This is a genomic window from Rhizobium sp. J15, assembly GCF_002531825.1.
Lineage (GTDB): Bacteria > Pseudomonadota > Alphaproteobacteria > Rhizobiales > Rhizobiaceae > Rhizobium.
The window spans coordinates 73,602-94,282 of record NZ_NWSX01000006.1 but is presented as its reverse complement, the minus strand read 5'-3'; the positions used below and the strand labels follow the sequence as shown (position 1 = coordinate 94,282).

Genomic DNA, 20,681 nt, shown 5'->3' with positions numbered 1-20,681 from the left:
ATTAGGCGCTCCTTACGTTCTTTTTGTTGAGCGCGGCAACGTCGAGGGCGACCGGCTGCTGGGCTTCATGGGGATGGTTGGAGCCGGCGTAGACGCGCAGGTTCTTCATCTGGCGACGGCCGAGCGGGCCGCGCGGAACCATGCGTTCGACTGCCTTTTCGAGGACGCGCTCCGGGAAGCGGCCTTCGATGATCTGGCGCGCGGTGCGCTCCTTGATGCCGCCGGCATAACCGGTGTGCCAGTAGTAGACCTTGTCGGAATACTTCTTGCCGGTGAAGACGACCTTGTCGGCATTGATGACGATGACGTTGTCGCCGTCGTCAACGTGGGGCGTGAAGGTTGCCTTGTGCTTGCCGCGCAGGCGCATAGCGATGATGGAAGCGAGACGGCCAACGACCAGCCCTTCGGCGTCGATGATCACCCACTTCTTCTCCACCTCTGCAGGCTTCTGGGAGAAGGTTGCCATAGTGAATACTCTCTTTTAGGACCCTTGGCCCGAGGGCTTGAAGGGCGTTTCTTGTTGCTTGGATTGGCACGCCTGAGGCAGGCCAAAAAGAAAGCAGCCCGGAAAGGCTGCGTTCTGGCGCGGTGTATAAAGGCAATGTGACATCCGGTCAATACAGGCTTTTCTGACACCCGGAAAAAAGAGATAATAAAAACAGCATGTTAGATATGGGGTATTGCAATACCTCACATTTGTCGCCTGAAGAACGATCGTGCCTGATGCTTTCACGCTGCTTTGGAAGCAGGATTGCACGGTCGGAAGGGCCCTAATCTTCGAACTCGCGCAGGCATTTCATCATTTCGCGAAGCCCGCGTGTCAGATGTTTGTCCCGGCGAAGAACCATCCCGAGGCGGCGCGTGAGTTTGGGATTCAGCGGCGACGTCGCCACAAGCCCTGCACGGTCGCGCTTCAGCGCCAGCCCCGGCAGGATCGACCAGCCGAGCCCGGCGGCGACAAGCTCCTTGATCGCTTCGATGCTGCCGAACTCCATGGCTGGCCGGATCCTGTTTTCTGGGGCGACCAGCCAGTCGTCGATCGTGCGTCTCGTATTGCCTCCCTCGTAAAGCAGCAGCGTCCTGGCGCGCATGAAGGCGGCGTCCGGTCCGCCTTCGGGCATGCGGCTGCCCGCGGGCGCGACGGCCAGCAGCTCCTCCTCGTAGAAAGGTTCGATCTCGAAGTTCCGTCCGGATGCCGGCAGGGCGACGACGGCGATATCGAGGCTGTTGGCCTCCAGGTCGCGCAGGATGTCGTCGGCATTGCCGATGTGGACGGTGATTTCGAGGTTGGGCATGCTTTTCCTGGCGGCGGCGATGGCGCGGGGCAGCAGATGGATCGATGCGGTGCCGCCGCTGCCGATGCGCACGCGGCCGCTCGCGCCATCCCGATGCGGCATCATCGCTTCTTCAGCCGCGGCGGATTCCTGGAGCAGGCGCCTTGCATGCGCGAGCAGGTCGAGGCCTGCCGCGGTCGGCTGCGCCCGCCGCCCGACGCGCTCGATGAGCCGGACGCCGAGCCGCTGTTCCAGCCCCTTGACCTGCAGGCTGACGGCCGGTTGCGTCAGCCCCTCCTTATCGGCCGCAGCCGTAAAGCTTCCGAGATCTGCGACGTTGACGAAGGTCGCGAGCTGATCGAGATTCAGAGGCATTCCAAAGAAATCCTTATGCATATCATAATATCCATAAGCTTCTTTCACGATGTCTTCCAGTGCATCCTTCGTCCGTCGAGGAAAGGAAGAAGAGATGTCTTTGGAAGCAAGCGAGATCAACGAGGCGTCCCGCGATATCGTCCCGCCGAAGCTCCGCAAGCTTAGCGGCGTCGCCCTGCGGCTCGTCGGGGCTATCGAGCATTGGCTGGAAAAGCGCCGCAGCCGCCGCACTCTTGCGGAACTGAACGACGACCAGCTTCGCGATGTCGGCCTGACCCGCGCCGAGGCGAAGGCCGAGGTATCGAGGTCATGGTTCTGGATAGAGTAGCGGCCCCGGCCGCTTTCGCCTAAGCCGCCGATATTGCTCGAAATTGCCGGCGCCTTGTGGCAGAACTGCTGTTTGGAAAATCAAGCGCAGGGAGCTGCATCATGGCCGAAATCGTATCCTTCCGGAAGGACGCAGACAGTGCGGACGAGGGTGGATTGCTGCTCCGCTCGCTGCGGGACGGCGTGCTGCGGCTCGTCCTCAACAACCCGCCGACAAACGTGCTTTCGATCGCGCTTCTCGAAGCGCTGATGAACGCGCTCGATGCGGCGGCTGCGGATCCGGATGCGCGGGTCATCGTCATCGCCTCGACCGGCAACGTCTTTTCCGCCGGCCACGATCTCAAGGAACTCACCGCTCATCGCGCCGATGACGATCAGGGAGCCGCTTTCTTCGAACGGTCCTTCCGGCTCTGCGCCGATCTGATGCTCAAGTTCGCGCATCTGCCGAAGCCCGTCATCGCCGAGGTCGACGGGCTTGCGACGGCCGCGGGCTGCCAGCTCGTCGCCTCCTGCGATCTGGCGATCTGCACGGATACGTCGACATTCTGCACTCCGGGCGTCAATATCGGCCTGTTCTGCTCGACCCCAATGGTCGCGGTTTCGCGCGGCGCTCATCGCAAGCAGGCGATGGAGATGCTCCTGACCGGCGAGACGATCGACGCTTCGACCGCCAAGGATTTCGGCCTCGTCAACCGCATCGTGCCGAAACAATATCTGGCGCAGGTCGTCGCCAAATATGCCGGCGTCATCGCCAGCAAGTCGCCGCTGATTCTGAAGATCGGCAAGGAAGCCTTTTATCGGCAGCTCGACCTGCCGGTGGAGGCAGCCTATGACTTTACCGCCCGGGTGATGGTTGAAAACATGCTGACAAGCGATGCGCAGGAAGGGATCGGCGCCTTCCTCGGCAAGCGCAAGGCGGAATGGAAGGGCGAGTAATCACGCCAGTTTCAGAACCAGGCCGCCGATCGCGATGACGACTCCTGCGACATAGCGCCAGATGCTGGCCTTTTCCTTGAACACGGTGACGGAGATCACCAGCGCGAACAGAATTGCGGTTTCGCGCAAGGCGGCAACCGTGGCGACCGGGGCTTTCGTCATCGCCCAGAGCGCCAGCCCGTAGGAGGCGATCGAGCCGGCGCCGCCGACGAGGCCGCGCCACCAGTTGCGACGGATATGACGCGTCACCGCGAAAGCGCCGCGCCGGGATGTCGCCCACGAGAACAACAGGACGGGCGGCAGCAGCGACATCCACAATGTGTAGGAAACCGCATTGCCGGAAAGGCGTGCGCCGATGCCGTCGACATAGGTGTAGCTGGCGATGACGCAGGCATTGGCGAGCGAGAACATGACGGCGCGGCTGTTGCCTCGCCGCGCTTCGAGAGCGAGCGTCAGCACGCCGGCTGAGATCGTCATGATGCCGGCAAGTGCTGCGGGGGAAAGCTTTTCCTGCAGGACGAAGCCGCTTGTGGCGGCAATCAGTAGCGGCGCGCAGCCGCGCATCAGCGGATAGACGAGGCCGATATCGCCGGCCCGGTAGGCGGCGGCGACCAATTGGAAATAGGCGAATTGCAGGATGGCCGAGGCGCCGATGAAAGGCCAGGCCGAGGCGTGCGGCAACGGCAGGAATGCAAGGAACGGCAAGGCCGAAACCGCGCCGCCCGCCGAAATCAGCGCCGCATCGAGCGATTTGTCGCTGCCGGCCTTGACGATGGCATTCCATGTCGCGTGCAGCAATGCGCCGAAAAGAACGAGCAGGATGACGTCGAGAGGCAAGGAAGTGAACCCGAAAGGCCGAGGGAAGGGAAACGCCTCTCCATAGGCGGCTTAATTTTCTGAAAAGACAACTGGGATTTGCACGAAAATCGAAGCGGGCCACGACGGCGTCGTTCAAATGTCGATTATTATCCTTCGTTGTGTGTCCAATGGCGGTCCTTCTGATCAATTTTTACGTGCGCGCGATATGCGTTCAATCCAGGCGCTGCTTTCAACTATGAGATGTTTCTAATGGACGTAAGAACATAATGCGTCCATATCTAGAACGAAGAAAGAAATTATCCGGAGGTGTTCGATAGCTTATTATTCTATGCTGCTGAAATATAGATATTATTCTATAACTTTGACATAGGGGAAAATTAAAGCTGCTGATTGTATAATCTAAAACAAATCGCAGCGCGGGATTGAGTTGCAGCCTCTTCGCAAGCGCGAAGGGCATATGGTTCCCGCGCTTATTCACGGCGGCGGAATTATCAGAGTTGATAATGCGGAATGAACAGCATCCCGTCAAGGTTGTCGATGTTCTGGCAGTTCAAAACAGGGCAGCGCGGATTGTCTTTCGAGGGGATATGCGTCCATTCCGCATAATCGGTCGCGTCGCAGTAATTGCTGTTGCGGACATAGCGGTCGTAGAGCGGCAGGCCGCGAGGAGACTGGTAACGGAAGATGACGGCGCCCTGATTGTGGATGGCGGCGCGCACGCTGGCGCAGCTCATGGTGAGCGGATTGTAGCGCGAGATCGCCAGCGCAGGAGATGCGGCGAGCACGAGCGCGAAGGCAAGAGCGAGTTTTTTCATCGAATCATCCTCCTGGAGCACCCAACTCATATATACGGGAAACCTGCGCCTCCGGTTTCATGGAGACGCAGACAAACATTACGCCCCGCCGAGGGCATTTGGGAGTGGAGAAGCGGATATGAACCACAACATCTACACGGACGATTATCTTGCCGGCATCCTGCATTCGGTAAAGACCATCGCGCTGACCGGCGCATCGCCCAATCCTGCGCGGCCGAGCAACGGCGTCATGGGTTATCTGCTGTCGCGCGGATATGAGGTTATTCCCGTCAATCCGGGGCAGGCGGGCAAGCAGATCCACGGTCGTACGGTCTATGCCCGGCTCGCCGACATTCCCGTGCCGATCGACATGGTCGACGTCTTTCGCGCCGCCGAATATCTGGATGGGGTGGTCGAAGAGGTATTGGCGCTGAAGCCGCTGCCGAAGGTCGTCTGGGCCCAGCTCGGCGTCCGCGACGATGCGGCTGCGGTTAAGGCGGAAGCCGCCGGCATCAAGGTGGTGATGAACCGCTGCCCGGCGATCGAGTATCCTCGCCTCGTTGCCTGACGTGCCGTCCGCGGAGACGGATTTTCCACCGAACGCCCTTGGGTTGAAACGGATCGCGATTAACTTTCATCGGTGACAGGCTATGATCCTGCCCGTCAGCAAAACTGGAGGACGACATGGCCAAGAATGATCCGGGATTCAACACTTTGGCGATTCATGCGGGCGCCCAGCCCGATCCGGCGACCGGTGCGCGGGTGACGCCGATCTACCAGACCACCGCTTTCGTTTTCAATGATTCCGATCATGCCGCCTCTCTCTTCGGCCTGCAGGCTTTCGGCAACATCTACACCCGCATCATGAACCCGACGCAGGCCGTGCTCGAGGAGCGCGTCGCAGCGCTGGAAGGGGGAACCGCCGCCCTTGCCGTCGCCTCCGGCCACGCGGCGCAGATGATAGTCTTCCACACCATCATGCGCCCCGGCGAGAATTTCATCGCCGCCCGCAGGCTTTACGGCGGCTCGATCAATCAGTTCGGCCATGCCTTCGAGAATTTCGGCTGGCAGGTCCGCTGGGCCGATCCCGATGATCCCGCAAGCTTCGAAAGCCAGATCGACGATAAGACGCGCGCGATCTTCATCGAGAGCCTCGCCAATCCCGGCGGCACCTTCGTCGATATCGCCGCGATCGCCGAGGTCGCGCATCGTCACGGCCTGCCGCTGATCGTCGATAATACGATGGCAACTCCCTATCTCATCCGCCCGATCGAACACGGCGCCGATATCGTCGTGCATTCGCTGACGAAATTCCTCGGCGGCCACGGCAATTCCATGGGCGGTCTCATCGTCGATGGCGGCACTTTCGACTGGTCGAAATCCGGCAACTACCCGATGCTGTCGAGCCCGCGGCCGGAATATAACGGCATGGTCCTGCATGCGACCTTCGGCAATTTCGCTTTCGCCATCGCCGCCCGCGTGCTCGGCCTGCGCGACCTCGGCCCGGCGATCTCGCCCTTCAACGCCTTCCTGATCCTGACCGGCATCGAAACCCTGCCGCTCAGAATGCAGCGCCACAGCGACAATGCGATCGCCGTCGCCAGATGGCTGAAGGCGCACAGCAAGATCGCCTGGGTGAACTATGCCGGTCTCGAAGACGACCCGAACCACGCCCTGCAGGAGCGTTACTCGCCGAAGGGCGCAGGCTCCGTCTTCACCTTCGGCGTTCAGGGCGGCTACGAAGCGGGCAAGACGCTTGTCGAAGGCCTGGAGCTCTTCTCCCATCTCGCCAACATCGGCGACACCCGCTCGCTCGTCATCCATCCCGCCTCGACGACGCATCGGCAGTTGAACGACGAGCAGAAGATCGCCGCCGGCGCCGGCCCCGATGTGGTGCGGCTTTCGATCGGCATCGAGGACGTCAAGGACATCATCGCCGATCTCGAGCAGGCGCTTTCCAAGATCTGACCGTCCTTCGCAGCAAGAGTTTGTAAATTTGCAGACTACGTTTGCCCAATGCAATTATGGGATCAGCGCCCGGTTCGAGCAGAGTCGAGCGCTGATTTTGTTTGATCGAACTAAAAATCGAAAAAGAGGGGAGTGAGACGACGAGCCGTCCAACTCGATCCATAAGAGCGGTCATTCTCAGGCCAACAATAATTTGACCGAGGCGTATTTCGGCGGATCAGAGGTTATCTCTCCTATTTTCACCACGGTCGTGACAACATTCAAAACCCACCTTAATGATCTGTTAAACCTTGAGGGAGCGGGGGCTCGCATGCAGGGGCCTGCAGTCACGAAGCCATTTTACCCGAACTTCAACATGATCAGGCTCATTGCAGCCTCCATGGTCATCTTCTCGCATGCCTTCCTTATCTCGGAAAAGACCTCGGCGAACGAGCCCTTCATGCGCTTGCTCGGCGAGGGCAGGAATCTTGGCAGATTCGGAGTCTACGCGTTTTTCATCACCAGCGGCTTCCTCGTCACGCAGAGCGCGCAGTTTGGCAGCGTCGGTGGTTTTCTCTGGCGGCGGATGCTTCGGATATATCCGGCGCTTGTCGTCTGCACGCTGCTCAGCGTGTATGTTTTAGGTCCCTTTTTCAGCCCGTTGGGCATCGGTGGTTACCTGGGCTGGTCGTATCACGTGAGGACGACAGTGTATTCGGTGCTCAATCCGAGCTACGGCATGGTCCTGCCGAAAGTGCAGTTTTATGATCCGGCAATCTCCTGGCTTGCCACCTTCACCAACGGCTCTCTTTGGACGATCAGCCAGGAAATCTTCTGCTACCTCATCCTTGCGGCATTTATGGCCATCGGGCTCCTGCGAGCGCCGTTGATGGCGCTTGTCCTCGCCGTGGCCGTCACGTGGGAGCTTTTCTTCGACCATCCGTGGCCGGACAGAAAGCTGATCACGGATTTCACTTTTATCGCTCCCTTCTTCTTCTGCGGTTCGCTTCTCTGGTTCGTGATCGAAAGGTGGCAGCCAAATATTGTCCTGGCGGTGGTCTTCGTGGCGCTCGGTTTGCTCTGCGTCGCTGTTTGGCCCGACTATATCTACGGACCCATGTTGTTCGCCTATCCGCTTGTCTACATCGCAACCTCGCCAATCATACGCCTGCCGACGCTCGACCGCTTGGGCGACCTCTCCTACGGCACCTATCTCTATGGCTGGCCGGTGGAGCAGGTGGTGAACCATGCGCTCGGCCAATACAGCACGCCGTGGAGCGTGTTCGCGCTTTCCCTGCCGACAGCGTTGTTGTTCGGATGGCTTTCATGGCATCTCTTGGAAAAGCATGCGCTCCGCTTGAAGCGAATCTCATTTCTCCAACGACAGCCTGTTAGTCAGTGATGATGAACCCACGCCCGTCGCTAGTTGATTGAAGCGTCTGGGGAGAGGCCGCCCCTCGGTGCCGTTGCTTAGACTGCTCGCACTTCTGCAAGTCGCCTGATGGCATAGTCGTCGTCCCAGCAGACGGCGGCTTCCCACGCGGCCGACGCTTGTGCGGCGACGTCATACGCTGTGCCTTCGAGACTGGCGGCATTGTGGGGCAGGGCGAGGTCGAGATCGGGGACGTCGACATGCGACTCATCCCAGTCGATCAGTGCGACCCGGTTCGCGGTCATGCGGATGTTGCCAGGGTTGGTCGGGTTGCCGTGGACGACGCTCGTCTCGCGACCGATAAGCCGCGCCCACGCCGCTCGGCATCGCGCGACGCCATCTGGCGGCATCGTTGCAAGGTTGATCCTCGTCCCGGTTTCGGTGTGCAGGAGATCAGTCGAGGACCGCCAGCCGGGGCGCTGCTTCCAACCCCGCGTCAACCGATGCAACTCGCGGAGTGTCTCGGCGACGCGACGCCAGTCGTCTTCCGTCTCAGGTGGTCCGCCATCCATATATTCCATCACCATAATGCCGTCGGCGAACAGGCTTCCATCCGTCGCCGGGATCGGCACCGGCACGCTCAGCCCTTCGCGGTCAAGATGGCGAAGGAGGTCGGCCTCCCACGCGAGATCGGCGTCGCTCCTGGTACCCAAACGACCGACCGCAAGCCGCCCGTGGACGCGCACGCTCCAGACATCGTTGGCAACTCCGCCAGAGAGCCTTTCGATGCGAACCGCATCTTTCCCCCACAGCTCCAGCGCTTCCCACCCCATCAAACGCTCCTAGAGTCCCTCGGGTCTACCATTCCCTGGGTCGGTTGACGTTCGTTTCGACTGGTCTTGTCCGGGATGTCTCCTCGGTATGAGGCGATGTAGATGCTCTTCATCCTTGTTGAAAGCGTGTCTGGAAGGTTTTAATCGTTGTTGCGGTAGATCTTTCGTCGAGCTCGCAGCAATTGCAACGCTGCCTGCGAGGTAAGCTGCGATCGCACCTGAAAAATATAACGATTACAATTGCGACCCGACAAATATTTGCTGCGAAGAACATTGATATCGGAGAGGTCTGCGATGGCCGTGAGGAACTTCATTACCTTCAGCACCGATGGCGTCGAACCGGAGTTTGGCGCGCCCGAGCCCGGCCGCATCATTTCCGGCGATCCGCAATTCCGCACATGGAATCTGGAGGAGGCCGAAGGCGGCCTCTATTCCGGCATCTGGGAGGCGACGCCGGGCAAGTGGCGGATCGTCTATGAGGAATGGGAATATTTCAGCCTGCTGTCCGGCCATTCGATCGTGACCGAGGATGGCGGCGAACCGGTTCATCTGAAGGCGGGCGACCGGATGATCTTGAGACCCGGCTTCAAGGGAACCTGGGAAGTCGTTGAAACGACTCGCAAGGATTATGTGATCAAGGTTTAGGAAGCGGCTGCAAACCCGCTCTTGCCATGCAGGCTCTGTCCCGGTTTGCGGCGATTATGGGCCGGTTTTCCTGAAATCGCCGCTTCTCTTTCGCGGATAGACGGCATTTGATCATTCTCTTTAAGGGTGCCTACATCGTCAAATGGTAGACCTTATCTGCAGCGCATTGCGGACATGATGTCTCCTGCCGTCACCACAGACATGGCCTTACAATTCATCTTTCCGGGATTGGCATGTCGTCGAATCTTGCGGGTAAGCACGTTCGCACCCAAACGTTTTCCATCATTGCGACAACCGTTTGCTTCCTTGTCATCGCTCTCGCACTGACAGGCCTCATGGCCCATGTCGTCGCGACGATGACCCGGTCGGCGAACGAGATCGACGATGCCAGGGCCACGCGCGCCGCCCGTGCGGCGGTCGCAGCCTTTGTCGATCGCCTGAGCGCGACAACGACCGATAATGCCGTATGGGATGATGCCTATAAGGCGATCTCGGCTCCTGGTGCAGCGGATTGGGCCTATGAGAACTGGGGTAAAACCAGCGCGGACTACCCGCTCTATGACGGCGCCATCGTGATCGGCCCCGACCGCTCGTCGATCATCTCCGCCTATGCCAAGGGCAAGCCTTTCCAGCCCGGCACTTTTTTCGGCGCATCCTTTTATCGGCAGGTCGACAAGGCAGCCGATTCCGGACAGGCGCCGGTGGTCAATTTCATCAAGACCAAAACGGGTATCGCGCTGATCGCGTCACAGGCAATCCAGCCGTTCGAGAAAGAAGGCGAGCTTCCCAAGCTCAGCGTGCTGAGCTTCTACAAGGAATTTAACGCGGAAGTTCTCGCCACGCTTTCGAGCGAACATGAACTCGAAGGGTTGCGCCTTGCGACCGCGCCCGAGCAGGGTTTCCTGAATACGCCGATCACCGACCTGAAGGGCAGCGTCATCGGCCATCTTGTTTGGCCGAGCAAGGCGCCGGGTAGCGCCGTGTTTCAGGGGGTCTATCCCTATGTCGCGGCCGCCGTCATCATCCTTGTGCTGTTCCTGGCAGGCGTTCTGCTGGTAGGCGCGTCCGAGGCGCGGCGCCTGAACCAATTGGCGCAGGCGGCGATTTTCGAAGCGAACCACGACAGCCTGAGCGGCCTGTTGAACAGGCATGGGCTTCTCGCCCTCCTGGAAGAGCTGGAAGGTTCGGATTTTTCGCCGCCCCGGCTCTATCTGGTCGATCTCGATGGATTCAAGGCCGTCAACGACGCCTGGGGGCATGCGGTGGGAGATGACCTGATCCGCATCGTCTCGAAGGCGCTGAGCGCCTGCCATCCCGAAGTCGTCGCCGCGGCGCGGCTCGGAGGCGACGAGTTCGCTCTGCTGCAGGTTGGAACCGCCGCACGTGAAGAGATAGAAGAGACTATCCTGGCGCTGTTTGCCGAGCCCTTCAAAATCGACGGACGAACGATCGAGGTTGGCGCGAGCATCGGCGCCGCCGCGCGTGAAATGGACATCCCTGCGCTGGAGCTTCTCCGCAGGGCTGACATGGCGCTCTACCGCGCCAAGGAAAATGGCAGGGGCAGGGCAATCGAATACGACCCCGAGCTGGATCGCGAGCGTCAAAGGGTCGCCGAACTGGAAAGCTTGTTGAAGAGCGCCATCGGCAATGGTGCGATCGAAGCCGTTTTCCAGCCTCTCGTCTCTGCGACGACGGGCGCGGTCACCGGCCTTGAAGCGTTGGCGCGCTGGCGCACCGCAGCGGGCAATATCAGCCCCGAGATTTTCATTCCGCTTGCCGAAAGATGCGGCCTCATCGACGCGCTCGGCGTTCATATGCTGAAAACATCGATCGAGCATGCCAGGAACTGGCCCGGCCTGGCATTGTCCGTGAACGTTTCGCCGGTCCAGCTCTGCAATCCGGAATTTGCCGACGAAGTGATCTCGCTCCTTGAGGATCTCGATTTCGATCCGCGGCGCCTGACATTGGAGATCACCGAAGGCGTTCTCATGACAAATCCGGATCAGGCCCGCCGGTCGATCGATCACCTCAAGCAGGTCGGCATAAAATTCGCTCTCGATGACTTCGGCTGCGGCTATGCAAGCATCGGCGCATTGCGGCAGTTCGGGTTTGATCGGATGAAGATCGACCGCTCGCTCGTATCCGCTCTCGACCAGGCCTCCAACGGTGCCGATGTCCTCAAGGCAACCATCTCTCTGGCGACCGCTCTGCAGATCCCCGTTACCGCGGAAGGCATCGAGAATTCGCGCCAGGCAACGATCCTGCGGGAGGCCGGCTGCGACCAGCTGCAAGGCTACCTGATCGGAAAGCCGATGTCGGCGCTCGACATATCCAGCAAGCTTCAGGAACAAGCAGCGTAACGCCGCCAGATTGCGGCGGCACGCTGCGCGGGGACGGACGCGAGAGCACGTCGCCGGAACGCGACAAGCGCAGGGAAGACTACATCACCGGTCGTTATGGTTGATATCCGAGGGGCTTGATCACCACCGCAGATCCAGGCGGTCCAGCCCGTGGAAATGGTAGACGTCCTTGACCACCGGTGTCTTCGCCAGCTTGAGGCCGGGAAGTCGCTCGAACAGGATCGGCAGTACGACGTTGAGCTCCAGCCGCGCCAGCGGCGCGCCGATGCAGAAATGAATGCCGGCGCCGAAGGAGAGGTTCGCCGCTTCGTTGCGGTCGGGCCGGAAGGCGAGGGGATCGGTAAATTTCGCCGGATCGAGATTGGCGGCGGCGAGGATGAGGCTGACCTTATCGCCGCGCTTGAAGGAGACGCCGTCGATTTCGGCAGGTTCGAGCGCCCAGCGCTGGAAGATGTGGACCGGCGCGCATATGCGCAGCGTCTCCTCGACGGTGCGCTCCGTCGCCGCCTCGTCCCGGAAGAGCGCCGCCGGATCTGAACCGCTGTCGAGGATGGTGCGCACGGAATTGCCGATCTGGTGCACGGTCGCCTCGTGCCCGGCATTGAGCAGCACGATCGTCGTCGAAATCAGCTCCTCCTCGGTCAGATACTGGCCCTTATGCTCGGTATGGATCATGTGGGTCAGCAGGTCGTCGCGCGGTTCGGCGCGGCGTTCTGTGATCACGGTCCTGACATAGTCGGAAAATTCCTTCGCCGCCCGTTCGGCCTCGTCCTCCTGCTCGCGCGTCCGGCCGAACATGTACATGCGGACATAGGCATGCGACCAGGCGAGCAGCTGCGGCCCCATCTCTTCGGGAATGCCGATCATGCGGGCGATCATCGTCACCGGGATGATGTCGGCAAAGGCCGCGAGCAACTCGACCTCGCGCTGGTCTGCAAAGCCGTCGATCAGTCGGTTGGCAAGCTCGGCGAGCTCCGGCTTCATTTTCTCGACATGGCGGGACACGAAGGCCCGGTTTACCAGCGTGCGCAGCCGCGTGTGCTCCGGCGGTTCGAGTTCGAGCAGGGAATAGCGTTCCGAGAGATCGAAACTGGCAAGATGAGGGCTCGGCTCGGCAAGGCCGAGTTCCTCGCGGCTGGCGATATGCAGGATCTGCCGGCCGAAGCGACGGTCGCGCAGCAATCCGTTCACGTGGTCGTAGCCGGTGAAGAACCACTGCTGCTGCTCCTTCCAATAGAAGGTCGGGCAATGGGCGTGAAGCGCCGCATAGACGGCGTTCGGATTGCCGTAAAAGGCCGGATTGCGGGCATCCAGCGAGACATGGCGGCTGGCGGGGTCGATCGAGAGGAAGGGCGGTATCGTCATGCGCTGAGGCTTAGCGGATTTGCCCGGTCTCGAAAAGATGCAGGCGAGGCAACCGGCCTCGACGGCTGCGCGCCTCGCAGGCGCGCCAGCCGCTTTAAAACTTGTGCCCAACCCCGGGAATCGACTCCGGTTTTCGGGATTGTCAGGCTAGCCGGCCCGCGACAGCGTGCTCATGCGCCGCAGGGCCTCGACCTGATCGTCAACCGTCGGCACCAGTTCGCCGGCGGTGCTGCTCGGCATTGCCGGCGCTGGCGCTGCGGCTTCCGCTTCGCCGAACGTGACCGTGCAATTGCGGCCGGCGGCTTTCGCCGCATAGAGCGCCCGGTCGGAGGCCGAAATCAGCTTGTCGATATTGGCTTCGATCGAAGAGGCGAGTGCGATGCCGATGCTGACGGTGACCGGAACGATCGCCTCGCCGGTGCTGACGGGAAGGCGGCAGAACTCGGTGCGGATTGCTTCGGCGATCGCCTCGGCTTCCGTCTGGTCAGCGACGGCGGCGAAGGCTGCGAATTCCTCGCCGCCCATGCGGCCGAAGATATTGTTCGGAATATACTGGCGGGCCATGCGTGCAAAGGCAGTGAGCACGGCATCGCCCGACTGATGACCGAAGCGGTCGTTGACGCGCTTGAAATGGTCGAGGTCGAAAAGCAGCACCGCGACCTGGCGCTGCTCGTCATGGGCTCTTTCCTGAATGGTGTCGAAATAGCCGAGCAGGCCGCGGCGGTTGAGTACGCCGGTCAGCGCATCGGTCAGGCTCAGCGCGCGCAGGTGCCGTTCGGAGCGCTCCATGATCAGCCGACAGGTCAGCGCGAAGGCGATGGTGAGCAGGAAGGCGCTGGCCATCGCCGAGGCGCCGCCGAGATTGGTGGCGTCGATCTCGCTCGGCAGTGTCAGCGCCATCGTCAGTGCCGATCCGAAGCAAAGGCAGCCCTGGATGACGAAGACGCCCATCAGCTTGACGCGGGTGCGCTCGCGGCGCATGTCGCCGGCGGCGACCGCCATGGCAAGCGCCGTGGCGCCTGTCGCCGAAGCGAGGTTATAGAGGACGACGCGGTTGGAATAGTCGTCGTTGACCCAGGGCAGGAAGATCCCCGCCAGCCAGATCACCGGCGGAAGCAGCGCCCACCACTCGATCTTCTTGCGGTCGAGCGCGAGGAAACCCGCCACCCAGGCGCTCTGCCCGAGAAGCGCGATGGCATTGCCCGCCTCTATCGAAAGCACGCTGGGGATTTGGCCGCGCCAGGCAACCATCGCAAAGCCGATGCCGGTCAAAAGAAAGCCGAAGCCCCAATAGAGATAGGCCTCGTTCTTGACGTTGTGGCGCCATGCGACGAACAACACCAAGGCGAGTGTCATGGCCTCCGAGCACCAGATGGCGAGACCTGTAGCGATATTGAACACGGCAGCAAACCCCTCGTCTGTCGGCCCTTTTCTGTCAGGCTGCATCCTTGCCGAGGAAGCTCGCCACTTCCTTAATGCCGCTGCACTGCGGCATGGTTTTGCGCCGATATCTGCCGGTAGGCTTTCCGTGGGGTAAACGTGTGTGAGCACTGTCGAATGGAGTAAGCTTTTCTTCATCCTGTCATGGAGAAAAGCCGGGGGAGACGGCGCCCGGGGCTCGTCGTCATCAGGGGTTTGGGAGAAAGAGGCTGCCGGAGCCGAAGCTTAGCCGCCTTGCCCTGCCTTCTTAACGTTATCCTCATGCGTGTCTTGAAGAGAAGGGCAGGGACACTCTATGTAGGGATAAGACATTTTCTTTGATTCCCGGCGTCGGCCGGCGAGACGTTGACAAAGGACGCACATGAGAAACCCAGTCGATACCGCAATGGCCCTCGTGCCGATGGTCGTTGAACAGACCAACCGCGGTGAACGCTCCTACGACATCTATTCCCGCCTGTTGAAGGAACGCATCATCTTCCTGACGGGCGCCGTCGAGGACCATATGGCGACGCTCGTCTGCGCCCAGCTTCTCTTCCTCGAGGCGGAAAACCCGAAGAAGGAAATCGCGCTCTACATCAATTCGCCCGGTGGCGTCGTCACCGCAGGCATGGCGATCTACGACACGATGCAGTTCATCAAGCCGGCGGTTTCGACGCTCTGCATCGGTCAGGCGGCCTCCATGGGCTCGCTGCTGCTGGCGGCCGGCCATAAGGACATGCGCTTCGCCACTCCGAACTCCCGGATCATGGTGCACCAGCCCTCCGGCGGCTTCCAGGGCCAGGCCTCGGACATCGAGCGCCACGCCCGTGACATCCTCAAGATGAAGCGCCGCCTCAACGAGGTCTATGTCAAGCACACCGGCCGCACCTATGAGGAAGTTGAAAAGACGCTCGATCGTGACCATTTCATGGATGCGGACGAAGCCCAGGGCTGGGGTGTGATCGACAAGGTTCTGACGTCGCGCCTCGAGATGGAAGGCGAGCAGGCCTAGTAATTAATTGGGATGGTGTTTTTGCCGCCACAGTTCTATCTCATTTGTGATCGAACAAGGCTTTCATCAGGCGACGAAGACGCTAATAGTAACTATTAATGCTATGTTGAATTTTTATGACATAGCATTCGGCATTCGAAGGGGAATTCGTTGCCGCCGGGACCCGCACATGATTGACTGGGACCGGTTCGTACCCCTGAAGCCCTTCTCGGCAAAGGCTCCGGCAACGGAGTGCCGCCAGGAGCTGATAGAGTGGACCGCGATTTCGCCTTGAAATGCGGCGTGCTGGAAGGAAAGTGATATGAGCAAGGTCAGCGGCAGCAACGGCGGCGACAGCAAGAACACCCTCTATTGTTCGTTCTGCGGAAAGAGCCAGCACGAAGTCCGGAAACTGATTGCCGGACCGACCGTCTTCATCTGCGATGAATGCGTCGAATTGTGCATGGACATCATCCGCGAGGAGAACAAGTCCTCGATGGTCAAGTCCCGTGACGGCGTTCCGACGCCCCAGGACATCATCAAGGTCCTCGACGAATATGTCATCGGCCAGCGGCAGGCGAAGAAGATCCTGTCGGTCGCCGTTCACAATCATTACAAGCGCCTCGCGCACGCCTCCAAGAACGGCGAAGTCGAGCTGGCGAAATCGAACATCATGCTCGTCGGCCCGACCGGCTGCGGCAAGACCTATCTCGCCCAGACGCTCGCCCGCATCATCGACGTTCCCTTCACCATGGCCGATGCGACGACGCTGACGGAAGCCGGTTATGTCGGCGAGGACGTGGAAAACATCATCCTGAAGCTCCTGCAGGCAGCCGACTACAACGTCGAGCGCGCGCAGCGCGGCATCGTCTACATCGACGAAGTCGACAAGATCTCGCGCAAGTCCGACAACCCGTCGATCACCCGCGATGTCTCGGGCGAGGGCGTGCAGCAGGCGCTTCTGAAGATCATGGAAGGCACGGTCGCTTCCGTTCCGCCGCAGGGCGGCCGCAAGCATCCGCAGCAGGAATTCCTGCAGGTCGACACGACGAACATCCTGTTCATCTGCGGCGGCGCTTTCGCCGGCCTCGACAAGATCATCTCCGCTCGCGGCGAGAAGACCTCGATCGGCTTCGGCGCCACCGTCAAGGCCCAGGACGACCGCCGCGTCGGCGAAGTGCTGCGCGAACTGGAGCCGGAAGACCTGGTCAAGTTCGGCCTCATCCCCGAATTCATCGGCCGTCTGCCGGTTCTGGCGACGCTCGAAGACCTCGATGAGGATGCGCTGATCCAGATCCTGTCCGAGCCGAAGAACGCGCTGATCAAGCAGTATCAGCGCCTGTTCGAGATGGAAGACGTGGAACTGACCTTCCACGAGGACGCGCTTCGCGAGATCGCCCGCAAGGCGATCGTGCGCAAGACCGGCGCCCGCGGCCTTCGTTCGATCATGGAGAAGATCCTGCTCGACACGATGTTCGAGCTGCCGACGCTGGAAGGCGTGCGCGAGGTCGTCATTTCGGAGGAAGTCGTGCGCGGTTCGGCACGTCCGCTCTACATCTATGCCGATCGTCAGGAAGAAAAAGCCAACGCTTCCGCGTAATCTTGTGGCTTTCGCACCATTATTTTAAGGGGCTTGCCTTAGGCAGGCCCCTTTCTATTTGAAAAACCATGCGAGGCGCTGTTAGTATTTTACCGGTGGGAACCGGAATTGCCTTTGCCGATGTTGCGCAAGGGGCGGTGCTTGGCAAAGATGCAGCGATTCCGTGAGCCATTGCTGGCGTTTGTATTTTAGCCGGGTCGGAAGTGGTAAGCGCCGGTCCAGCCACGCGTTTCATAGTGTTGGCGTTCCGTTGTAATGAAGCTGTCACATCCGGGGAACGCGGGCGTTAGCGTGGCTTGAAAAGCGTAGTCAGAACCTCCACTTGTAGAGCCAAGTGAGAGTGCCGGCCGGTCCCAAGCGGCCGTGCAGAGAGCCCGGCAACGGGACGATGGAAAGGACATAAAATGACGAAGAAAACGTCTGTAGCGAGCAGCACCGCATATCCTGTTCTGCCCTTGCGCGACATCGTGGTTTTCCCGCATATGATCGTGCCGCTGTTCGTCGGACGGGAAAAATCGATCCGCGCGCTCGAAGAGGTCATGGGCTCCGACAAGCAGATCATGCTGGTCACGCAGATCAACGCCAGTGACGACGATCCGGATCCTTCCGCGATTCACAATGTCGGCACCGTGGCGAACGTATTGCAGCTGCTCAAGCTGCCTGACGGCACCGTGAAGGTTCTGGTCGAAGGCCGCGCCCGCGCCGAGATCGACGCCTATACCAGCCGCGAGGATTTCTACGAAGCGCTCGGCCATGTGCTCGAGGAGCCGCATGACGATCCGGTCGAGCTGGAAGCTCTGTCGCGCTCGGTCGTTTCCGAATTCGAGAGCTATGTGAAGCTCAACAAGAAGATTTCGCCGGAAGTTGTCGGCGCCGCCAGCCAGATCGACGATTATTCCAAGCTCGCCGATACAGTCGCCTCGCATCTGTCGATCAAGATCACCGAAAAGCAGGAGATGCTGGAGACCACCAGCGTCAAGGCCCGCCTCGAAAAAGCGCTCGGTTTCATGGAAGGCGAGATTTCGGTCCTGCAGGTCGAAAAGCGCATCCGCTCGCGCGTCAAGCGCCAGATGGAGAAGACCCAGCGCGAATACTACCTCAATGAGCAGATGAAGGCGATCCAGAAGGAACTCGGCGACGGCGAGGAAGGCCGCGACGAGATGAGCGAACTGGAAGAGCGCATCTCCAAGACCAAGCTGTCCAAGGAGGCCCGTGAAAAGGCCGATGCGGAGCTGAAGAAGCTGCGCCAGATGAGCCCGATGTCGGCCGAAGCCACCGTCGTGCGCAACTATCTGGACTGGTTGCTCGGCATTCCGTGGGGCAAGAAGTCGAAGATCAAGGCTGATCTCAACAATGCCGAGAAGATCCTCGAAGCCGATCACTTCGGTCTCGACAAGGTCAAGGAACGCATCGTCGAATATCTGGCCGTGCAGGCCCGCGCCACCAAGATCAAAGGCCCGATCCTGTGCCTCGTCGGCCCTCCCGGCGTCGGCAAGACCTCGCTCGCCCAGTCGATCGCCAAGGCGACCGGCCGTGAGTATGTCCGCATGGCGCTCGGCGGCGTTCGCGACGAAGCCGAAATCCGCGGTCACCGCCGCACCTATATCGGCTCGATGCCCGGCAAGGTCATCCAGTCGATGAAGAAGGCGAAGAAGTCCAACCCGCTCTTCCTGCTCGACGAAATCGACAAGATGGGCATGGATTTCCGCGGCGACCCGTCTTCGGCCCTGCTCGAAGTGCTCGACCCCGCGCAGAACTCGACCTTCATGGACCATTACCTGGAAGTCGAATACGATCTGTCGGACGTAATGTTCATCACGACGGCGAATACGCTGAACATTCCTGCGCCCCTGATGGACCGCATGGAAATCATCCGTATCGCCGGCTACACCGAGGATGAAAAGCGCGAGATCGCCAAGCGGCACCTGCTGCCGAAGGCCATCAAGGAACATGCGTTGCAGCCCGAGGAATTCTCGGTCAGCGACGATGCCCTGATGGCGATCAGCCAGCAGTATACCCGTGAGGCCGGTGTCCGCAGCTTCGAACGCGAATTGATGAAGCTCGCCCGCAAGGCGGTCACCGAGATCATCAAGGGCAAGACGAAGTCCGTTCACGTGACGGCCGCCAACATCGCCGATTATCTCGGCGTCCCGCGCTTCCGCCACGGCGAAGCCGAGGGCGAGGATCAGGTCGGCGTCGTCACCGGTCTTGCCTGGACGGAAGTCGGCGGCGAGCTGCTGACCATCGAAGGCGTGATGATGCCGGGCAAGGGCCGCATGACGGTCACCGGCAATCTGAAGGACGTGATGAAGGAATCGATCTCGGCAGCGGCCTCCTATGTCCGCTCGCGCGCCGTCGATTTCGGCATCGAGCCGCCGATGTTCGAAAAGAACGACATCCACGTGCACGTGCCGGAAGGCGCGACGCCGAAGGATGGCCCCTCGGCCGGTGTCGCCATGGCGACCGCCATCGTTTCGATCATGACCGGCATCCCGGTGAACAAGCATGTGGCCATGACCGGTGAGATCACCCTTCGCGGCCGTGTGCTGCCGATCGGCGGTCTCAAGGAAAAGCTGCTCGCAGCGCTTCGCGGCGGCATCAAGAAGGTGCTGATTCCGGAAGAGAACGCCAAGGATCTGGCGGAGATCCCGGATAACGTGAAGAACAGCATGGAGATCATCCCGGTCTCCCGGATGGGCGAGGTGATCAAGCACGCGCTGATCCGCCGGCCGGAGCCGATCGAGTGGGATGGCACGGTGGAAACGCCCGTCATCACCTCGGTCGAAGGTCTCGACGACACGGGCGCGGCCATAGCGCATTGAGTGGCATTTGCCACATTTGTGCCCAATTCGCGCAAAAGACGAGAAAAGGCCGGCGGAAACGCCAGCCTTTTTTGTGAAAACGTCATGGAGACGCTTGCTTTTCCTTGATTTGCAGGGCTTTTGGGTTTCCGGCGGGCCTGATGAAACCTATTCTGCGCCTAGCTTACATTTGAGTCGTTTCATACCATTTAGAAAGGGGTGGAAACATGAACAAGAATGAACTCGTGTCCGCAGTGGCCGAAAAGGCAGGACTGACGAAGTCTGACGCGGCTTCCGCTGTTGACGCGGTTTTCGACGTTGTCCAGGCCGAACTCAAGAACAAGGGCGATATCCGCCTCGCTGGTTTCGGCAGCTTCACCGTTTCTCATCGCGCTGCAACGAAGGGCCGCAACCCGTCGACCGGCGCTGAAGTCGACATTCCGGCCCGCAACGTGCCGAAGTTCACGCCCGGCAAGGGCCTGAAGGACGCCGTCAACGGCTGATTTGATCATCCGCCGGCCGTAAACGAGAACGGCTGAGCAGGATTTCGAGGGGTTCGGCATTGCCGGACCCCTTTTCGTTTGCCGCTTGCCGCATGCAGCGCTTTGTTTTACCAACAATGCTGTTCTCAGGGCGGGGTGAAAGTCCCCACCGGCGGTAAGGGCTGCGGCCCGAGCCCGCGAGCGCTTTCCCAAGCTGTCGCGCGGGAGGGGTCAGCAGATCCGGTGTGATTCCGGAGCCGACGGTATAGTCCGGATGAAAGAGAATGAGCATGGCCGCGTGCGGGCAGGGGACTGCCGGCATCAGCGTGTCGTCGTCTCAT

At 60.4% G+C, this 20,681-nt stretch carries 18 protein-coding genes and 1 riboswitch; of the genes, 11 read left to right on the top strand and 7 right to left on the bottom strand.

What is annotated here, in order from left to right; genetic code table 11:
• Window position 1: 1 nt before the first annotated feature.
• Complete coding sequence (rplM, locus tag CO670_RS06910) at window positions 2–466, bottom strand: 50S ribosomal protein L13 (protein ID WP_012483399.1); 465 nt, start codon at window positions 464–466, stop codon at window positions 2–4.
• A gap of 304 nt (window positions 467–770) precedes the next feature.
• Window positions 771–1,670 carry a LysR family transcriptional regulator gene (locus tag CO670_RS06905; protein ID WP_176538884.1) on the bottom strand — a complete coding sequence of 300 codons (900 nt, stop codon included), beginning with the start codon at window positions 1,668–1,670 and terminating at the stop codon, window positions 771–773.
• A 73-nt stretch (window positions 1,671–1,743) separates the two neighbouring features.
• Between CO670_RS06905 and CO670_RS06900 the strand changes: the two genes are divergently transcribed.
• Window positions 1,744–1,977 (top strand): DUF1127 domain-containing protein, encoded by a 234-nt coding sequence (locus tag CO670_RS06900; RefSeq protein ID WP_097589570.1) that lies wholly within the window; start codon window positions 1,744–1,746, stop codon window positions 1,975–1,977.
• Between the two features lie 101 nt (window positions 1,978–2,078).
• On the top strand, window positions 2,079–2,912 hold the full coding sequence (locus tag CO670_RS06895; RefSeq protein WP_097589569.1) for an enoyl-CoA hydratase: 834 nt from the start codon (window positions 2,079–2,081) through the stop codon (window positions 2,910–2,912).
• Here CO670_RS06895 and CO670_RS06890 read toward each other — a convergent pair whose 3' ends face one another.
• Together CO670_RS06890 and CO670_RS06885 are read right to left on the bottom strand one after the other, a co-directional pair.
• Window positions 2,913–3,749 (bottom strand): EamA family transporter, encoded by an 837-nt coding sequence (locus tag CO670_RS06890; protein WP_097589568.1) that lies wholly within the window; start codon window positions 3,747–3,749, stop codon window positions 2,913–2,915.
• 473 nt (window positions 3,750–4,222) lie between these two features.
• Complete coding sequence (locus CO670_RS06885) at window positions 4,223–4,546, bottom strand: hypothetical protein (protein WP_097589567.1); 324 nt, start codon at window positions 4,544–4,546, stop codon at window positions 4,223–4,225.
• Between the two features lie 118 nt (window positions 4,547–4,664).
• On the opposite strand from CO670_RS06885, the gene CO670_RS06880 reads away from it, so the two are divergent.
• The 3 genes from CO670_RS06880 to CO670_RS06870 all read left to right on the top strand — a co-directional run bounded on the left by CO670_RS06880 (window position 4,665) and on the right by CO670_RS06870 (window position 7,874).
• Window positions 4,665–5,093, top strand: a complete 429-nt coding sequence (locus CO670_RS06880; protein WP_097589566.1) for a CoA-binding protein — start codon at window positions 4,665–4,667, stop codon at window positions 5,091–5,093.
• A gap of 116 nt (window positions 5,094–5,209) precedes the next feature.
• Entirely contained in the window at window positions 5,210–6,493 is a 1,284-nt protein-coding gene (locus tag CO670_RS06875) for an O-acetylhomoserine aminocarboxypropyltransferase (RefSeq protein ID WP_097589565.1), read from the top strand.
• Window positions 6,494–6,803: 310 nt separating this feature from the next.
• Entirely contained in the window at window positions 6,804–7,874 is a 1,071-nt protein-coding gene (locus tag CO670_RS06870) for an acyltransferase (RefSeq protein ID WP_097589564.1), read from the top strand.
• Between the two features lie 68 nt (window positions 7,875–7,942).
• On the opposite strand, the gene CO670_RS06865 is transcribed toward CO670_RS06870, so the two are convergent.
• Window positions 7,943–8,677 (bottom strand): phosphotransferase, encoded by a 735-nt coding sequence (locus CO670_RS06865; protein WP_097589563.1) that lies wholly within the window; start codon window positions 8,675–8,677, stop codon window positions 7,943–7,945.
• A 294-nt stretch (window positions 8,678–8,971) separates the two neighbouring features.
• On the opposite strand from CO670_RS06865, the gene CO670_RS06860 reads away from it, so the two are divergent.
• Complete coding sequence (locus CO670_RS06860; protein ID WP_097589562.1) at window positions 8,972–9,322, top strand: cupin domain-containing protein; 351 nt, start codon at window positions 8,972–8,974, stop codon at window positions 9,320–9,322.
• Between the two features lie 233 nt (window positions 9,323–9,555).
• Entirely contained in the window at window positions 9,556–11,682 is a 2,127-nt protein-coding gene (locus tag CO670_RS06855) for an EAL domain-containing protein (protein ID WP_097589561.1), read from the top strand.
• A gap of 120 nt (window positions 11,683–11,802) precedes the next feature.
• On the opposite strand, the gene CO670_RS06850 is transcribed toward CO670_RS06855, so the two are convergent.
• Window positions 11,803–13,047 carry a cytochrome P450 gene (locus CO670_RS06850; RefSeq protein ID WP_097589560.1) on the bottom strand — a complete coding sequence of 415 codons (1,245 nt, stop codon included), beginning with the start codon at window positions 13,045–13,047 and terminating at the stop codon, window positions 11,803–11,805.
• Window positions 13,048–13,194: 147 nt separating this feature from the next.
• Entirely contained in the window at window positions 13,195–14,625 is a 1,431-nt protein-coding gene (locus tag CO670_RS06845) for a GGDEF domain-containing protein (protein ID WP_176538883.1), read from the bottom strand.
• Window positions 14,626–14,848: 223 nt separating this feature from the next.
• Between CO670_RS06845 and clpP the strand changes: the two genes are divergently transcribed.
• The 4 genes from clpP (at window position 14,849) to hupB (ending at window position 20,361) form a co-directional block, all read left to right on the top strand.
• Window positions 14,849–15,478, top strand: coding sequence for an ATP-dependent Clp endopeptidase proteolytic subunit ClpP (clpP, locus tag CO670_RS06840; RefSeq protein WP_003573944.1), 630 nt, complete (start codon window positions 14,849–14,851; stop codon window positions 15,476–15,478).
• A 301-nt stretch (window positions 15,479–15,779) separates the two neighbouring features.
• Entirely contained in the window at window positions 15,780–17,057 is a 1,278-nt protein-coding gene (clpX, locus tag CO670_RS06835; protein ID WP_004680013.1) for an ATP-dependent Clp protease ATP-binding subunit ClpX, read from the top strand.
• Between the two features lie 404 nt (window positions 17,058–17,461).
• Window positions 17,462–19,879 carry an endopeptidase La gene (gene lon / locus CO670_RS06830; protein ID WP_097589558.1) on the top strand — a complete coding sequence of 806 codons (2,418 nt, stop codon included), beginning with the start codon at window positions 17,462–17,464 and terminating at the stop codon, window positions 19,877–19,879.
• Window positions 19,880–20,085: 206 nt separating this feature from the next.
• Window positions 20,086–20,361 (top strand): DNA-binding protein HupB, encoded by a 276-nt coding sequence (hupB, locus tag CO670_RS06825; protein WP_003558438.1) that lies wholly within the window; start codon window positions 20,086–20,088, stop codon window positions 20,359–20,361.
• Between the two features lie 117 nt (window positions 20,362–20,478).
• Window positions 20,479–20,630, top strand: a riboswitch (FMN riboswitch).
• The last annotated feature ends 51 nt before the right edge of the window (window positions 20,631–20,681 follow it).

Coding starts and splice junctions, on each gene's coding strand:
- rplM (WP_012483399.1), bottom strand. CDS start 466: ATGGCAACCTTCTCCCAGAAGCCTGCAGAGGTGGAGAAGAAGTGGGTG.
- CO670_RS06905 (WP_176538884.1), bottom strand. CDS start 1,670: ATGCATAAGGATTTCTTTGGAATGCCTCTGAATCTCGATCAGCTCGCG.
- CO670_RS06900 (WP_097589570.1), top strand. CDS start 1,744: ATGTCTTTGGAAGCAAGCGAGATCAACGAGGCGTCCCGCGATATCGTC.
- CO670_RS06895 (WP_097589569.1), top strand. CDS start 2,079: ATGGCCGAAATCGTATCCTTCCGGAAGGACGCAGACAGTGCGGACGAG.
- CO670_RS06885 (WP_097589567.1), bottom strand. CDS start 4,546: ATGAAAAAACTCGCTCTTGCCTTCGCGCTCGTGCTCGCCGCATCTCCT.
- CO670_RS06880 (WP_097589566.1), top strand. CDS start 4,665: ATGAACCACAACATCTACACGGACGATTATCTTGCCGGCATCCTGCAT.
- CO670_RS06875 (WP_097589565.1), top strand. CDS start 5,210: ATGGCCAAGAATGATCCGGGATTCAACACTTTGGCGATTCATGCGGGC.
- CO670_RS06870 (WP_097589564.1), top strand. CDS start 6,804: ATGCAGGGGCCTGCAGTCACGAAGCCATTTTACCCGAACTTCAACATG.
- CO670_RS06865 (WP_097589563.1), bottom strand. CDS start 8,677: ATGGGGTGGGAAGCGCTGGAGCTGTGGGGGAAAGATGCGGTTCGCATC.
- CO670_RS06860 (WP_097589562.1), top strand. CDS start 8,972: ATGGCCGTGAGGAACTTCATTACCTTCAGCACCGATGGCGTCGAACCG.
- CO670_RS06855 (WP_097589561.1), top strand. CDS start 9,556: ATGTCGTCGAATCTTGCGGGTAAGCACGTTCGCACCCAAACGTTTTCC.
- CO670_RS06850 (WP_097589560.1), bottom strand. CDS start 13,047: ATGACGATACCGCCCTTCCTCTCGATCGACCCCGCCAGCCGCCATGTC.
- CO670_RS06845 (WP_176538883.1), bottom strand. CDS start 14,625: ATGAAGAAAAGCTTACTCCATTCGACAGTGCTCACACACGTTTACCCC.
- clpP (WP_003573944.1), top strand. CDS start 14,849: ATGAGAAACCCAGTCGATACCGCAATGGCCCTCGTGCCGATGGTCGTT.
- clpX (WP_004680013.1), top strand. CDS start 15,780: ATGAGCAAGGTCAGCGGCAGCAACGGCGGCGACAGCAAGAACACCCTC.
- lon (WP_097589558.1), top strand. CDS start 17,462: ATGACGAAGAAAACGTCTGTAGCGAGCAGCACCGCATATCCTGTTCTG.
- hupB (WP_003558438.1), top strand. CDS start 20,086: ATGAACAAGAATGAACTCGTGTCCGCAGTGGCCGAAAAGGCAGGACTG.